We start from the raw sequence: 16208 nt of genomic DNA on the forward strand, positions 1-16208 counted from the left end.
AAGAAAATAATATGTTAGTAAACTGGAAATTAGAGTCGGATGTGAATGACTATGTGAAAAAGCAGTTTGAAAATCTTGGTTTGAAAAAATTGCAGGATTATAATGAAGAATCTGCTATGAGTGCTTATCTCAAAGAGGCGCTTAAGGGAGCGGCTAAGACGCAAACTAAGACTAATTTTGGAAAACCAGATTTTCATATTGAAAAATACAAACAAGTTCCTATCTTGATTGAAAACAAACTCAAATTATCTAAGCTAGTTGCTCAAACAAAGGACGGTATTAAGTTTGATGATAAATCAATTAGTGATTTTGCGGTGAATGGGGTTTTGCATTATGCGAGGGCAGTTATTGATAGTGGTAAATATCATGAAGCCGTCGCAGTTGGTGTTGCAGGTGATAACGAAGAAAATGTGACTATCAAAGTTTATTATGTCTTTGGTTCTGCTCCTAATGCCTATAAAGAGCTATCAAAGGTAACGACTTTTGATTTTTTGGAAAATGAGTCCACCTTTGAGATATTCTACAAAGATGCTGTTTTGAGCGAAGAAGAAAAACACCAAATTCTGATTGATAGTCAAGCGACCTTGCAAGGCTATGCTAAAAAGCTCAATAAATTGATGCACAACCATAATATCACAGCTCCTCAACGGGTGCTTTATGTGTCTGGTATGCTATTATCTATGCAGGATATCGTAGATTGTAAGGGCAAAAAGGTTGATGAGGGCTTAATACCTGACGATTTAAAAGGTGTGCAGTCTGAAACCAAGCGTGATGGTAAGAAAGTTGTTGATCAAATCAAGGCTTTCCTAGATGAACGTGAAATCAATGAAGATAAGAAAACTCTCATGTTGGCTTCTTTTGGAGAAATTTCCAAAGATAGCCAGCGTGACGAGTTGATTACCAATGACAAAGAAGTAGCACAACTTCTCCCTCAAAAGGAAAATTCTGTTACCAAGCAAATCTTCACTTTTATCTATGAGAATATTTTCAAGTCCATTGATGGTTTGGGTGGACATATCGATATTATGGGGGAGATGTACTCCGAATTTCTAAAGTATGCTTTGGGAGATGGAAAAGAAATTGGTATTGTTCTGACCCCTCCTTATGTTACCAAAATGATGGCGCAAATTCTGGGGATAACAAGTGAGAGCAAGGTTATGGATTTGGCGACTGGTTCAGCTGGTTTCCTCATTTCAGCGATGGAGTTGATGATAGATCATGCAAATATCAGTTTTGGGAAGGGGACTTCTCGAGCCAACGAGGAGATTGCGAAGCTCAAGAAAGATAACCTGCTAGGAATAGAACTTAATGCAGAGATGTATACCTTAGCGACAACCAATATGATTCTTCGTGGAGATGGATCTAGTCGAATTGAAAAAGGTTCTGCATTCAATCGTCCTGAGAGTCTGTTTACGGATTTTAAAGCTAATCGTGTCTTGCTGAATCCCCCTTTCTCTTATGAAGAAAATGGTCTTCCTTTTATAGCCTATGGTTTGGATAAGATGGAGCGTGGTGGCCTAGGTGCCATTATCATTCAAGATAGTGCTGGTTCTGGTAAGGCAACAAAGACAGCTAAAGCTATTTTGAAAAAGCATACCCTACTTGCTTCTATCAAAATGCCTGTTGACCTTTTTGTTCCCATGGCAGGAGTCCAGACTTCTATCTACATTTTTAAGGCTCATGAGGCACACGATTACGACCAGACGGTTAAATTTATTGACTTTAGAAATGACGGTTTTAAACGTGCTAAGCGAGGTATTTCAGAGGTTGATAATCCTATCCAGCGTTACCAAGATGTGATTAAAATTTATAAGGCTGGAAAGAGAGCGGAAGTGAGTAAAGAACTTTGGGATTTAGATGCTATCTTTATTGAGGACTTTATCACTGACAAGGGTAATGATTGGAATTTCGAACAGCACCAGATCATTGATACAAAACCAACCTTGGATGATTTTAAAAAGACTGTTACTGACTACTTAGCTTGGGAAGTGGAACAACTCCTGAAAAACAAGGGGGAAGATAGCTCAAAAAAAGCCTAAGCCCTCGCCTTCAAAAATTGGAAGAGGAATTTGAAGCAAGTGGGGGCGAGTGGAGAGAGTATCGGATAGGAGATTTATTTGGTAATATTGTTCAGGGTTCCCGTCTAACGAAAGCAGATCAGATAGATGGCCTTTTACCATTTGTGATGGCAGGAGTGACTAATACGGGTGTCGTTAGACATATTGGGAATAAGATGACTATTTTTCCAAAAAATTCTCTGACTATTGATATTTTTGGAAATGTTTTTTATCGAAATTATGAATTTAGCGCATCAGATGATGTGGGTGTCTACTGGAATGACGAAGAGTATAGTGAACACTCCATGTTATTTTTATCATCTTCAATTCAAAAATCTTTAGTTGGTAAATTTGATTTTGGAAATAAGCTACGCTCTTCTAAATCTCATGACCTCCTAGTTAAACTTCCAACTCTCAATAACAAATTAGCATTTTCATACATGGAAAGCTACATCAAAGCGCTCGAGTCTGAACGCATCGAGACGCTCGAGTCTTATCTAACTGTAACAAATCTTAGGGATTATCATCTTACAAAAAATGATGAAAAAGTACTTGACAAGTTTGCAAAACTTTCCGATACTAAGAGTAGAGTAGAGGAGTCGGAGGTATTCCAACTTTCTCAGGTCTTTAACTTATCCAGTAGTAAAAAGAAATTCAATGCAAATATGATTGAGTTTGGAGGAAAGTTTCCTTATGTAGCTCGTGGAGATAGTAACAATGGGATTCGAGGTTATATTACAGAGAGTGAAGAATTTCTCAATCCTGCCAACACAATTAGTTTTGGTCAAGATACGGCAACGATGTTTTATCAAAAAGAACCCTATTTCACAGGAGATAAAATTAAGGTATTGCGCACTAAAGAAGTAGAATTGGATAGGTATAAAGCTCTTTATTTAATTACTTCATTAAGAAAGAGTTTCTCTACATTTAGTTGGGGAAGTAGCTCTTTTAATGAAAAAGTATTAAAAGAGACAGATGTTAAGCTTCCTATCAAAAATAATCAAATCGACTATACATTTATGTCTGACTTTGTTCGAGCAGTGGAGAAATTAGTTATCAAGGATTTAGTCATCTGGGCTGACAAAAAAATTGCTGCGACTAAGGAAGTAGTAGCAAGATAGTTCAGTATATCTGTCCTTTTTAGGGAGTAGCTGTCCTAATTTTTAGGCAGTTTTTCCCTAAAAAGGACAAGTTGAGTTTTGATAATAGCTATTTATTTACACCTTACAAAAAGTTTACATTGAAAAAAGTAAGAAGGAGGATCCAGTAAATGGAGAATAAGAAACCTAAAGGAGCTGCAAAGATTAGATTGTTCAAAATAAGTCATGCAGAGTATGGGAAAGTACTTGATGTGTTGGATGCGAAAACATCTATTTTGGATGTAAGAAATATGATTTGTAATAGAGAGCCTGATTATGAGTATTTTATTCCAAAAGTGATATTTTCATTGGACAAAGAGGCTAAGGAAAATGGTTTCTATTTTAGCGGACTCAACGGAGATTTTGCTTACTTACCAAGGGTTACTACAGACATTGTAGAGTTTAAGTTGCCAGATGAACTGAAAGAACATATTGCTAAAGGGCACCCTGTTTTCTATACAAAATGGCGTTAATAAGGGGAAGATATGGTATTGGAAAATAAACTAGGCATTACAAACTCAGCCCAGCTGGCAGATGCAGAAGAAAAACTGACAAAAAAACAAGCCGCCCTGCTTTTTCAGACAGGAGACTTGTTCAAGATGGAAGTTGGGACATTTGCAGGGCTGTCAGCTATTCACCACTATCTTTTTTCAGGTATCTATGATTTCGCTGGAAAAATCCGTGATGTCAATATTGCAAAGGATAACTTTCAATTTGCCCCCCGTATTTTTTTAGAGCAATCCTTGCAGTATATTGACAAACTTCCTCATGATAATTTTGATCAAGTAGTTGATAAGTATGCGGATATGAATATTGCCCATCCTTTCCGTGAGGGGAATGGACGCGCAATGCGGATTTGGCTAGATTGTATGCTTCGTCAGAAACTGGGCAAAGTGGTAGACTGGAATGCTATAGATAAGGATGAATACCTGAATGCCATGAAGCGTAGTGCAGTATCGACTGGAGAACTCAAGTATTTGCTCCTCAATAACTTGACGGATGACCTTACTCAGACCAGTTTCTTTAAGAGAGTAGATGCTTCATACTACTACGAAGGATACAGTCTTTACAAGACAGGGGAATTATAGTATAAAAACTATCCAGTAAGAAGAATCAGACGCTTGGTAACCTATAAAATGAGAAGGTGCTGACATGAGAATTGAAACAGAAATGCTAGATCTGATTTTACAAACTGCCAAAACTTTACAAGTTAAAGCTATCGCCATGTCTGGTTCACGGACTGATACAAAAGCCTCAAAAGATGAATTGCAAGACTATGACGTGGTCTATATTGTGGATGATTTGGATAATCTGACGAGTGACCTTTCTTGGTTGGCCTATTTCGGAGAACGAATTATAGAGCAAGAGGTTGTTCTTGACCATCGTCGTCTTTATCTCATGCTCTTTGAAGATGGTAATCGTATTGATTTGACTCTCTGCCCCAAAAACCACATCCAAGAGTGGGTGGATAGTGAGGCAGGATTCACTGTTTTAGAAGATCCAGAACATTTATTTGAACCCTATTCTCAAAATCTAGAGCGTTACTGGACAAGCCCAGCTACTGAAACGAATTTTGTAAAATCCTGCAATGAATTTTGGTGGGTATCGGCCTACGTGGTTAAAGGAATCTGTCGTAAGCAAGTCATCTACGCGACTTACCATCTCTACGGTATTTGCCAACAAGCACTCTTGAAGGTAATGGCTTGGCAAGTGGTAAGTGATAGGGGAAAAGTTGACATCGGTAAGAACTACAAGTATCTCTTTAACTATTTACCTGCTGAGAAAGAAAAGAAGTTCTTAAATTTACTTGATTTCTCCAGTTTAGACAAAATCACTCATTCTTTGTTTGCCACGATGCAACTTTTCCACAAAGAAGCTCAATCTCTTGCTCAAAAGCTGGGCTTTTACTACGATAAGGAAGTGGCGGAGAAGATGATTGAGTATGCTGAAGAAAGAGTGAAGAAGTTTGGGAATAACTAGAAAAATGAAAAAGCGAGAGGAGAAGACTCATGATTGAAAAAGTGGAACGCCTCATTACAGAGATTAATCGTATTCATCGAGAATATTCTAAAGATTATTTTGAAACGGGTAAGGTGGAAAAAATCAATCTCAAGCATACCTTTTCAAAAGTTCCGACGAAAGCGATTTTGGCCTACCGTCTGAATTTACATGAGTCAATTAATGACTATCTGATGAAAGCGGATGTCCAAGATATTGCCTATGTTTATCGTGTCAAAACTTCTGAGTCTATTTTAGATAAAATTACACGTTTTTCCGAGCGTCAAGAGGGCTATCCTGTGAATTCCATTCTTAATGATATTTTTGGTGCTCGTATGATTTTAAGTTCCAAAGAGATAGCTCAAGTCATGGATAAATTAGATGATTGGCAAGAGCTGTACGGATTAAAAAACTGGTATTTACGTGATAAAGATGGCTATGTTGGCATTCATATCTATTTTAAAAATAAAAGTAATTTTTACTACCCATGGGAACTCCAACTTTGGGATAAGAAAGATGTAGATAGCAATATCACCAGTCATATCAAGTATAAACGAGGATTTGTGGAGTAGACATTTCAAGTGGAAATGACGATACAGGAATTGGATGAAATTCACTTACTCTATATTTTTTCTTTTTCCATAGTATTTACTCTACATTCTTCGAAAGGAGTTGAACACGCCCTAAATACTGTGTGAAAACTCCTTATTACTCACTGAAGCAACAAATTTTAAACACATTAAACTACAGAAAGGGTCGTTTGGTTATTTGTAGTAACTGAACACGGGACTAATTTTATTCGGAAAAAAGTCAAATCGTCTTGACTTCATCGAGCCTTACATCGATTTTCTATTTTTCTACAGACATTTTTGGTAATCCAAATCGTCCCTTTATATCTTAACTGAACATCTTTTCTGTAAAAACCTACTCTATATTCTTTGAAAGGAGTTGAACACGCCCTAAATGATGCGTGAAAAAGATAAATTCTCTGGTGAGCTTGCTTACTTCAAGAATCTTCTATTTTCACTTGATATTTTACGGGCTCTGTATCCTATATGAGTAACATTCAAAATATGTCCCTGGAGGACATCATGGGAGAGCGCTTTGGTCGCTACTCCAAGTACATTATTCAAGACCGGGCTTTGCCAGATATTCGTGATGGGTTGAAGCCGGTTCAGCGCCGTATTCTTTATTCTATGAATAAGGATAGCAATACTTTTGACAAGAGCTACCGTAAGTCGGCCAAGTCAGTCGGGAACATCATGGGGAATTTCCACCCACACGGGGATTCTTCTATCTATGATGCCATGGTTCGTATGTCACAGGACTGGAAAAACCGTGAGATTTTGGTCGAAATGCACGGTAACAACGGCTCAATGGACGGAGATCCACCTGCGGCTATGCGTTATACTGAGGCGCGTTTGTCTGAGATTGCTGGCTACCTTCTTCAAGACATCGAGAAAAAGACCGTTCCTTTTGCTTGGAACTTTGACGATACCGAGAAAGAACCAACTGTCCTGCCAGCTGCCTTTCCAAACCTCTTGGTAAATGGATCTACTGGTATTTCAGCTGGTTATGCCACAGACATTCCTCCCCATAATTTGGCTGAGGTTATTGATGCGGCGGTTTACATGATTGATCATCCAACTGCCAAGGTGGACAAACTCATGGAATTCTTGCCTGGACCAGACTTCCCGACTGGAGGGATTATCCAGGGTCGTGATGAAATCAAGAAGGCCTATGAAACTGGGAAAGGGCGCGTGGTTGTTCGTTCCAAGACTGAGATTGAAAAGCTAAAAGGTGGTAAGGAACAAATCGTTATCACTGAGATTCCTTATGAAATCAACAAGGCCAATCTGGTCAAGAAAATCGATGATGTTCGTGTCAATAATAAGGTGGCTGGGATTGCTGAGGTTCGTGATGAGTCTGACCGTGACGGTCTTCGTATCGCGATTGAGCTCAAAAAAGACGCCAATACGGAGCTTGTTCTCAATTATTTTTTTAAGTACACTGACCTACAAATCAACTACAACTTCAACATGGTGGCGATTGATAATTTTACACCTCGTCAGGTTGGGATTGTTCCAATCCTGTCTAGCTACATCGCCCACCGTCGTGAAGTGATTTTGGCGCGTTCCCGCTTTGACAAGGAAAAGGCTGAGAAACGTCTCCATATCGTCGAAGGTTTGATTCGCGTGATTTCGATTTTGGATGAAGTCATTGCCCTTATCCGTGCTTCTGAGAATAAGGCTGACGCCAAGGAAAACCTCAAAATCAGCTATGATTTTACAGAAGAACAGGCTGAGGCTATCGTAACCTTGCAACTGTACCGTTTGACCAATACCGATGTGGTTGTCTTACAGGAAGAAGAAGCAGAACTTCGTGAAAAGATTGCTATGCTTGCGGCGATTATCAGTGATGAACGTACCATGTACAATCTCATGAAGAAAGAACTCCGTGAGGTCAAAAAGAAATTTGCGACTCCACGTTTGAGTACTTTAGAAGACACTGCGAAAGCAATCGAGATTGATACAGCTAGTTTGATTGCTGAGGAGGATACCTATGTCAGCGTGACCAAGGCAGGTTATATCAAGCGTACCAGCCCACGTTCCTTTGCGGCTTCAACGCTGGAAGAAATTGGCAAACGTGATGATGACCGTTTGATTTTTATTCAATCTGCCAAGACCACCCAGCATCTTTTGATGTTCACGACCTTTGGAAATGTCATTTATCGACCAATCCATGAATTAGCAGATATTCGTTGGAAGGACATCGGAGAGCATCTGAGCCAGACCATTACAAACTTTGAAACGAATGAAGAAATCCTTTATGTGGAAGTCGTGGATCAGTTTGATGATGCGACAACTTATTTTGCAGCGACTCGTCTCGGTCAAATCAAGCGTGTAGAACGAAAAGAATTCACTCCGTGGCGGACCTACAAGTCTAAGTCAGTTAAGTATGCTAAGCTCAAAGACGAGACAGACCAGATTGTAGCAGTGGCTCCGATTAAACTGGATGATGTTGTCTTGATTAGTCAAAACGGTTATGCCCTGCGTTTCAATATCGAAGAGGTTCCGGTTGTCGGTGCCAAGGCTGCAGGTGTCAAAGCTATAAACCTGAAAGCAGATGATGCGCTTCAAGCTGCCTTTATCTGCAATATGTCTTCTTTCTACCTTTTGACCCAGCGTGGAAGTTTAAAACGTGTTTCTATTGACGAAATTCCAGCAACTAGCCGTGCCAAACGAGGTTTACAAGTCTTGCGTGAGTTGAAAAACAAACCGCACCGTGTCTTCTTGGCAGGAGCGGTTGCAGAGCAAGGTTTCGTTGGTGACCTCTTCAGTATAGAAGTGGACGGGAACGATCAAATTCTGCTTGTCCAATCCAATAAAGGAACAATCTATCAAAGTCGATTACAAGACTTGAACTTGTCAGAACGAACAAGTAACGGTAGCTTCATCTCTGACACGATTTCAGATGAAGAAGTTTTTGATGCTTATCTTCAGGAAGTATTTACTGAAGATAAATAAGTGAAATGAAGAATCAGTTCTAAGAGCTGTTTCTTTTTATTGAAGAAATTTTCTGAAAATTACAAAATATACTTGCTATTTTAGAAAAATAGTGTAGAATATAAGAAATAGGTTTTTAGAATAAGGAGTGGAATATGACAGTAACGATTGATTGGGAAAACCTTGGTTTCTCCTATATGAAATTACCTTATCGCTATATTGCTCATTTTAAAAATGGACAATGGAATCAAGGAGAGCTTACAGAGGATGCAACTTTGCATATTTCAGAGTCTTCTCCAAGTCTTCACTATGGTCAACAAGCATTTGAAGGTTTGAAAGCTTATCGTACTAAGGATGGCAGTATTCAACTGTTCCGTCCTGATGAAAATGCCAAACGCCTGCAACGGACATGTGACCGTCTCTTGATGCCACAAGTTCCAACAGACATGTTTGTAGAAGCTTGTAAAGCAGTTGTCCGCGCCAATGAAGAATACGTACCACCATACGGAACAGGTGGAACCCTCTATCTTCGCCCTCTTTTGATTGGTATCGGAGATATTATCGGGGTAAAACCGGCAGAAGAGTACATTTTCACCATCTTTGCTATGCCAGTTGGAAATTACTTTAAGGGTGGTTTGGTCCCAACCAACTTCTTGATTCAGGATGAATACGACCGTGCAGCTCCAAATGGTACAGGTGCGGCTAAGGTTGGTGGAAACTATGCTGCCAGTCTCTTGCCAGGGAAATTGGCTAAAACACGCCATTTCTCAGATGTTATCTATCTGGACCCATCAACTCATACAAAGATTGAAGAAGTCGGATCAGCTAACTTCTTTGGAATTACAGCTGATAATGAATTTGTAACACCATTGAGTCCATCTATCTTGCCATCTATTACCAAGTATTCCTTGCTTTATTTGGCAGAACACCGCTTGGGCTTAACTCCTATTGAAGGAGATGTCCCAATTGATAACCTGGATTGTTTTGTAGAGGCTGGTGCCTGTGGTACAGCAGCGGTTATTTCTCCAATTGGAGGTATTCAACACGGTAATGATTTCCATGTTTTCTATAGTGAAACAGAAGTTGGCCCTGTGACTCGTAAACTCTATGATGAATTGACTGGTATTCAGTTTGGTGATATTCCAGCGCCAGAAGGTTGGATTGTAAAAGTAGATTAAAAATATATTAAAGGATATTTTTATGAAATCGAAAAAGTGGATTTTAACAACAGGACTTATCCTAAGCACAACAGCTCTTTTAGCAGCCTGTGGAAAAGCTGATAAAGAAGCAGATGCTCCGACAACATTTTCTTATGTCTATGCAGTGGATCCAGCATCCTTGGACTACAGCATAGCAACGCGTACATCCACAACAGATATTATCGGGAATGTCGTTGATGGTTTGATGGAAAATGATAAATATGGTAATGTTATTCCTTCTTTGGCTGAGGATTGGTCTGTCTCAAAAGATGGATTGACTTATACCTATAAACTTCGTAAAGGAGTGAAATGGTACACATCAGAAGGCGAAGAATACGCAGAAGTAACAGCCCATGACTTTGTGACAGGACTAAAACACGTGGCTGATGGTAAGTCAGACGGTGTCTCTCTCATCCAAAATTCAATCAAAGGCTTGGACGCCTATATGACTGGTGAAACCAATGATTTCTCTACAGTTGGTGTTAAAGCTTTGGATGACTACACAGTTGAGTATACATTGAATGCGCCAGAAAGTTTCTGGAATTCAAAAGTTACAACAGCGACGATGTTGCCTGTAAATGAAGAGTTTTTAAAGGCATCTGGAAAGAATTACGGAGAGGTTAGCCCAGCAGGGATTCTCTACAATGGACCTTATTTCTTAAAAACATTGACTTCTAAATCTTTGATTGAATATGAAAAAAATCCAAATTACTGGGATAAAGAAAATGTTAAAATTGAGAAGATTAAATTGACCTACTACGATGGTTCAGATCAGGAGTCTTTGATCCGTAGCTTCTCCTCTGGTGCTTATACGACAGCCCGTCTCTTCCCAAGCAGCTCAAACTTTGCTTCAACTTTGGAACAATACGGAGATAAAATCACTTATAGCCCACAGGACTCAAGTAGTTATTACTTTACTTTTAACGTAAATCGTCAGTCATACAATAAAACTGCGAAAACAAGCGAAGAGCAAAAGACTTCTACAAAAGAAGCGATGCTCAATAAGGATTTCCGTCAGGCTATCAACTTTGCCTTCAACCGTCATTCGTATGCTGCCCAGCTAAACGGTGAAGATGGTGCGGACAAGATTATTCGTAACAGCCTTGTTCCATATAACTTCGTACAAGCAGGTGGTAAGAACTTTGGTCAAATCGCCCAAGCAGAGTTGGTGAACTATGGTGACCAATGGAAAGGTGTTGAGCTAGTTGACGGTAAGGATTCTATCTACAACCCTGACAAGGCTAAAGTTGCTTTCGAAAAAGCTAAGAAAGACTTGGAATCTAAAGGGGTAACCTTCCCAATTCACTTGGATGTCCCAGTTGAACAAACAGATACTATCGCCGTTCAACAAAGCAACTCTTTCAAACAGTCTATTGAATCAACTCTTGGTGCTGAAAATGTTGTCATCGATGTGCTTCAAATGACAGATAATGAAAAAGAAACGATTACATCACAAGCGCGTGTTCCTTCTCAAAAAGACTATGATTTGAACAGTACAGGATGGGCTCCAAGCTATCAAGATCCAGCGTCTTACTTGAATATTATGGATCCAAAATCTGGTTCTGCCATGAAACACCTTGGTATTACGAAAGGAAAAGATAAGGATGTTGTCGCTAAACTTGGTTTGGATCAATATAAGAAGTTGTTAGAAGATGCTGTTTCTGAGACCACTGACCTAGAGAAGAGATATGAAAAATATGCCAAAGCTCAAGCTTGGTTGACAGATAGTTCATTATTGATGCCAACAGCTTCATCTGGTGGTTCTCCAGTTGTAAGTAACGTAGTACCATTCTCAAAACCATACTCACAAGTTGGTATTAAGGGGGATCCATATATCTTTAAAGGAATGAAATTGCAAAAAGATATTGTTACAACAAAAGAATATGACGAAGCTCTTAAAAAATGGCAAAAAGAAAAATTGGAATCCAATAGCAAATACCAAAAAGAACTAGAAAAGCATATTAAATAAGGAATGGTATTGCTCTTGATAAAATTTAAAAAATACTGTCATTTTGAATATAAAGGAGTTTGATATGGAGTGGATTAAGCTAATAGGAATAGCAATCATTGTTGTGGGTTTTATTTTAAAGTTTGATACAATTGCAACAGTAGTCTTAGCTGGTTTGGTTACAGCTTTAGTTTCAGGTGTTTCTCTTGTTGAATTTTTGGAGATTTTGGGAAAAGAATTTAGCAATCAGCGAGTGCTCACGATTTTTATGGTTACCTTGCCTCTTGTGGGGCTGTCAGAAACCTTTGGACTCAAGCAACGATCAATTGATTTGATTCGAAAGATTAAAGGTCTGACAGTTGGAAACTTCTATACAGTTTATTTCTTTATTCGAGAGTTAGCTGGTTTCTTTTCAATTCGTCTAGGAGGACACCCTCAGTTTGTCAGACCTTTGGTTCAACCTATGGGAGAAGCAGCAGCAGAGTCTCAATTAGGTAGAAAGTTAACAGAGGTTGAAGATGAGACAATAAAAGCGCGTGCAGCTGCGAATGAAAATTTTGGAAATTTCTTTGCTCAAAATACGTTTGTAGGTGCTGGGGGAGTCCTCTTGATAGGGGGAACATTAGATCAGTTAGGCTATGAAAGCAATTATGCAGGGATTGCTTCTGCATCTATTATTGTTGCTGTTATAACACTTATTGTAGTGGGGATTTATAATTATTTATTTGATAAAAAATTGACATCAGAAAAGACTAGGGGAGGAGAACAAAAATGACAGAGTTGGCAAAGCAACTATTAGAGTTGACCTATATTGTGATTGGTTGTCAATTTCTCCATACAGCCTATTGTAGTTATAAAGATAAAACAAACCCAGTTCGACTTGGGACATCTGCATTTTGGACTCTATTGGCTATTACGTTTATAGGTGGTTCCTATATGCCAAATATGAGTATTGGTATTATTGTAATCCTATTATCGCTGTTAACATTGTTTAAGCAAGTCCGTATCGGAACCTTGCCATCCTTAGATGAAATGAAAGCCAATATTGAATCTAACAGATTGAAAAATAAAATTTTTATTCCAGTTATGCTGATGGCAATACTTGCGTTGGTCTTAGCGCAAATGATTCCAGAATTTAGCAAGATTTCGATTAGCCTTGCCGCCTTATTTGCTACAATTTCTGTTCTTGTGATTACCAATAGTCACCCTAAGAGTTTGTTATCAGAAAATAATCGAATGACTCAGCAAGTTTCAACAAGTGGGATTGTTCCCCAATTATTAGGGGCTTTGGGGGCTATTTTTACTGTAGCAGGTGTTGGTGATGTTATCTCTCATCTGATTAGCGGTATTGTTCCTTCAGATAGTCGCTTTATAGGAGTTTTGGCCTATGTTCTTGGAATGGTTCTATTCACAATGATTATGGGAAATGCTTTTGCAGCATTCACCGTTATTACAGCAGGTGTTGGAGTTCCCTTTGTATTTGCTCTAGGAGCTAATCCAATTGTGGCTGGTGCTCTTGCCATGACAGCAGGTTATTGTGGGACCTTATTGACCCCAATGGCTGCTAATTTTAACGCTCTACCAGCAGCATTGATGGATATGAAAGATCAGAATGGCGTTATAAAGGCTCAAGCAGGTGTTGCTCTAGTAATGATTGTTATTCACATATTCTTAATGTACTTTCTCGCATTTTAGTAAAGGAAAATAAAATGAAAATATTGGTTACAGGTTTTAATCCTTTTGGAGGTGAAAAGATTAATCCAGCTTTGGAGGCTGTAAAATTATTACCATCTGAGATTAATGGGGCCGAAGTTCGCTGGGTAGAAATTCCAACGGTTTTTTATAAGTCGTCAGAAGTTTTAGAGGCAGAAATATTACGATATCAACCAGATGCTGTACTTTGTATTGGACAAGCAGGCGGCAGGACCGGCTTAACACCTGAACGAGTGGCTATTAATCAAGATGATGCTCGCATACCTGATAACGAAGGCAATCAACCAATTGATACACCGATTCGTATTGATGGAGCATCGGCCTATTTTAGTAGTTTACCTGTCAAAGCGATGGTACAAGCTATTAAAAAACAGGGACTTCCAGCAGTTGTGTCCAATAGTGCAGGAACCTTTGTTTGCAATCATTTGATGTACCAAGCTCTTTATTTAGTGGATAAAAAATTCCCTAATATGAGAGCAGGTTTCATGCATATTCCATATATGATGGAACAAGTAGTAAATAAGCCGAATACTGCAGGAATGAGTCTATGCGATATTGTAAGAGGCATAGAGGTAGCTATTGAAGCTATTGTAGACTACAAAGATAAGGATTTGCAGTTAGTAGGTGGTGAGACTCACTGATAACCTAAAAAGGATAGTCAATTATGCTTGTTTACTAACTATTAGCTATGCTAAATCGATTGAGGTTGTTTACATAAAACTCTATATCAGACAAGCCTGATATAGAGTTTTTTCTTGCTAGTTTTAGGATTTTCTTGTACAATAGAAAAAGTGAAGAGAGGTATGAAATGAGTAAGAAAGATAAAAAAATCGAAATTCAAGTAGCAGATGCCAAAGTTAATGTAGGAAAAGACAGTTTTGAAGGCTATACCTTGATCATTGGTAAAAAAGTTATCGGAGAAATTGCCGAATTAGAGGGACAATTTGCCATCATAAAGAATGGGAATGTCGATAGTTTTTATAAAAAATTGGAAAAAGCTGTGGAAATTTTGATTGAAAATTATAATTTAGCAAAATAAGTCTTGTTTTTTTGAAATTTTCATGATATAATAGTCCATGTTGATTGTAGGAGAGATAGCGAAGAGGCTAAACGCGGCGGACTGTAAATCCGCTCCTTCGGGTTCGGGGGTTCGAATCCCTCTCTCTCCATTTCATCAATGGGGTATAGCCAAGCGGTAAGGCAAGGGACTTTGACTCCCTCATGCGTTGGTTCGAATCCAGCTACCCCAGTTCTTAGGTAATAATCAAGATAAAAAGCAAAATATCTTAGGGTATTTTATTTTTATAATTGAAAGACGTGAACGATATGAACATGTCCTTGCGAGTGCTTAGGAAAAAAATTATAAGTATGTCAAGTTTAAGAAAAAACTTGATTGTTGGAGGATTTTTTAGATGAACGAATTTGAAGATTTGCTAAATAGCGTTAGCCAAGTTGAGACTGGTGATGTTGTTAGTGCTGAAGTATTGACAGTTGATGCGACTCAAGCTAACGTTGCAATCTCTGGAACTGGTGTTGAAGGTGTCTTGACTCTTCGCGAATTGACAAACGATCGCGATGCAGATATCAATGACTTTGTTAAAGTAGGAGAAGTATTGGATGTTCTTGTACTTCGTCAAGTAGTTGGTAAAGATACTGATACAGTTACATACCTTGTATCTAAAAAACGCCTTGAAGCTCGCAAAGCATGGGACAAACTTGTTGGTCGCGAAGAAGAAGTTGTTACTGTTAAAGGAACTCGTGCCGTTAAAGGTGGACTTTCAGTAGAATTTGAAGGTGTTCGTGGATTTATCCCAGCTTCAATGTTGGATACTCGTTTCGTACGTAACACTGAGCGTTTTGTAGGTCAAGAATTTGACGCTAAAATCAAAGAAGTTGATGCTAAAGAAAACCGCTTCATCCTTTCACGTCGTGAAGTTGTTGAAGCAGCTACAGCAGCAGCTCGCGCTGAAGTATTTGGTAAATTTGCTGTTGGTGATGTTGTAACTGGTAAAGTTGCTCGTATCACAAGTTTCGGTGCTTTCATCGACCTTGGTGGTGTTGACGGATTGGTTCACTTGACTGAATTGTCACATGAACGTAACGTTTCACCAAAATCAGTTGTAACTGTTGGTGAAGAAATTGAAGTGAAAATCCTTGATCTTAACGAAGAAGAAGGACGTGTATCACTTTCACTTAAAGCAACAGTACCAGGACCATGGGATGGTGTTGAGCAAAAATTGGCTAAAGGTGATGTAGTAGAAGGAACAGTTAAACGTTTGACTGACTTCGGTACATTTGTTGAAGTATTGCCAGGTATCGATGGACTTGTTCACGTATCACAAATTTCACACAAACGTATTGAAAATCCAAAAGAAGCTCTTAAAGTTGGTCAAGAAGTTCAAGTTAAAGTTCTTGAAGTTAACGCAGATGCAGAGCGTGTATCACTTTCTATTAAAGCTCTTGAAGAACGTCCAGCTCAAGAAGAAGGACAAAAAGAAGAAAAACGTGCTGCTCGTCCACGTCGTCCAAGACGTCAAGAGAAGCGTGATTTCGAACTTCCAGAAACACAAACAGGATTTTCAATGGCTGATTTGTTTGGTGATATCGAACTTTAATCAAATTGAAAATTCACAAAATCCTTTGTTTAC

General features: G+C 38.8%; 14 protein-coding genes and 2 tRNA genes. All 16 read left to right on the forward strand.

All coding sequences use genetic code 11. The features are described 5' to 3' along the window. Positions 1–11 precede the first annotated feature (11 nt). The 16 genes from HT709_RS06420 (at position 12) to rpsA (ending at position 16175) form a co-directional block, all read left to right on the forward strand. Positions 12–2039 (forward strand): N-6 DNA methylase, encoded by a 2028-nt coding sequence (locus HT709_RS06420; RefSeq protein WP_042758490.1) that lies wholly within the window; start codon positions 12–14, stop codon positions 2037–2039. A 17-nt stretch (positions 2040–2056) separates the two neighbouring features. Continuing rightward, complete coding sequence (locus HT709_RS11840; protein ID WP_166731820.1) at positions 2057–3178, forward strand: restriction endonuclease subunit S; 1122 nt, start codon at positions 2057–2059, stop codon at positions 3176–3178. Positions 3179–3327: 149 nt separating this feature from the next. Beyond that, the gene (locus tag HT709_RS06430; protein ID WP_000428283.1) at positions 3328–3669 is read left to right on the forward strand and encodes a hypothetical protein; all 342 of its coding nucleotides are present in this window, start codon (positions 3328–3330) and stop codon (positions 3667–3669) included. Positions 3670–3681: 12 nt separating this feature from the next. Continuing rightward, the gene (locus HT709_RS06435; protein ID WP_050261457.1) at positions 3682–4284 is read left to right on the forward strand and encodes a Fic family protein; all 603 of its coding nucleotides are present in this window, start codon (positions 3682–3684) and stop codon (positions 4282–4284) included. Positions 4285–4348: 64 nt separating this feature from the next. Continuing rightward, positions 4349–5176 (forward strand): aminoglycoside 6-adenylyltransferase, encoded by an 828-nt coding sequence (locus HT709_RS06440; protein ID WP_138700243.1) that lies wholly within the window; start codon positions 4349–4351, stop codon positions 5174–5176. A gap of 29 nt (positions 5177–5205) precedes the next feature. Continuing rightward, on the forward strand, positions 5206–5766 hold the full coding sequence (locus tag HT709_RS06445) for a GTP pyrophosphokinase (protein WP_138700244.1): 561 nt from the start codon (positions 5206–5208) through the stop codon (positions 5764–5766). Positions 5767–6249: 483 nt separating this feature from the next. Further along, entirely contained in the window at positions 6250–8721 is a 2472-nt protein-coding gene (parC, locus tag HT709_RS06450; RefSeq protein ID WP_138700245.1) for a DNA topoisomerase IV subunit A, read from the forward strand. A gap of 134 nt (positions 8722–8855) precedes the next feature. After that, positions 8856–9878, forward strand: a complete 1023-nt coding sequence (locus HT709_RS06455) for a branched-chain amino acid aminotransferase (protein WP_119919817.1) — start codon at positions 8856–8858, stop codon at positions 9876–9878. A 22-nt stretch (positions 9879–9900) separates the two neighbouring features. Beyond that, complete coding sequence (locus HT709_RS06460) at positions 9901–11868, forward strand: peptide ABC transporter substrate-binding protein (protein ID WP_119919818.1); 1968 nt, start codon at positions 9901–9903, stop codon at positions 11866–11868. Positions 11869–11932: 64 nt separating this feature from the next. Next, on the forward strand, positions 11933–12622 hold the full coding sequence (locus HT709_RS06465) for a DUF969 domain-containing protein (RefSeq protein WP_000454773.1): 690 nt from the start codon (positions 11933–11935) through the stop codon (positions 12620–12622). After that, positions 12619–13542: a DUF979 domain-containing protein gene (locus HT709_RS06470; protein WP_138699985.1), complete on the forward strand. Its 924-nt coding sequence runs from the start codon at positions 12619–12621 to the stop codon at positions 13540–13542. Before HT709_RS06465 ends, HT709_RS06470 begins: the two co-directional genes overlap by 4 nt. A 14-nt stretch (positions 13543–13556) precedes the next feature. Beyond that, the gene (gene pcp / locus HT709_RS06475; RefSeq protein ID WP_172925614.1) at positions 13557–14201 is read left to right on the forward strand and encodes a pyroglutamyl-peptidase I; all 645 of its coding nucleotides are present in this window, start codon (positions 13557–13559) and stop codon (positions 14199–14201) included. A gap of 167 nt (positions 14202–14368) precedes the next feature. Beyond that, entirely contained in the window at positions 14369–14599 is a 231-nt protein-coding gene (locus HT709_RS06480) for a DUF2969 domain-containing protein (RefSeq protein ID WP_000037111.1), read from the forward strand. Positions 14600–14648: 49 nt separating this feature from the next. After that, a tRNA-Tyr gene (locus HT709_RS06485) sits at positions 14649–14729 on the forward strand. A 9-nt stretch (positions 14730–14738) separates the two neighbouring features. Continuing rightward, positions 14739–14810, forward strand: a tRNA-Gln gene (locus tag HT709_RS06490). 162 nt (positions 14811–14972) lie between these two features. Continuing rightward, positions 14973–16175: a 30S ribosomal protein S1 gene (gene rpsA, locus HT709_RS06495; protein ID WP_172925615.1), complete on the forward strand. Its 1203-nt coding sequence runs from the start codon at positions 14973–14975 to the stop codon at positions 16173–16175. Positions 16176–16208 lie beyond the last annotated feature (33 nt).

The organism is Streptococcus sp. 1343 (assembly GCF_013277355.1).
Lineage (GTDB): Bacteria > Bacillota > Bacilli > Lactobacillales > Streptococcaceae > Streptococcus > Streptococcus pseudopneumoniae.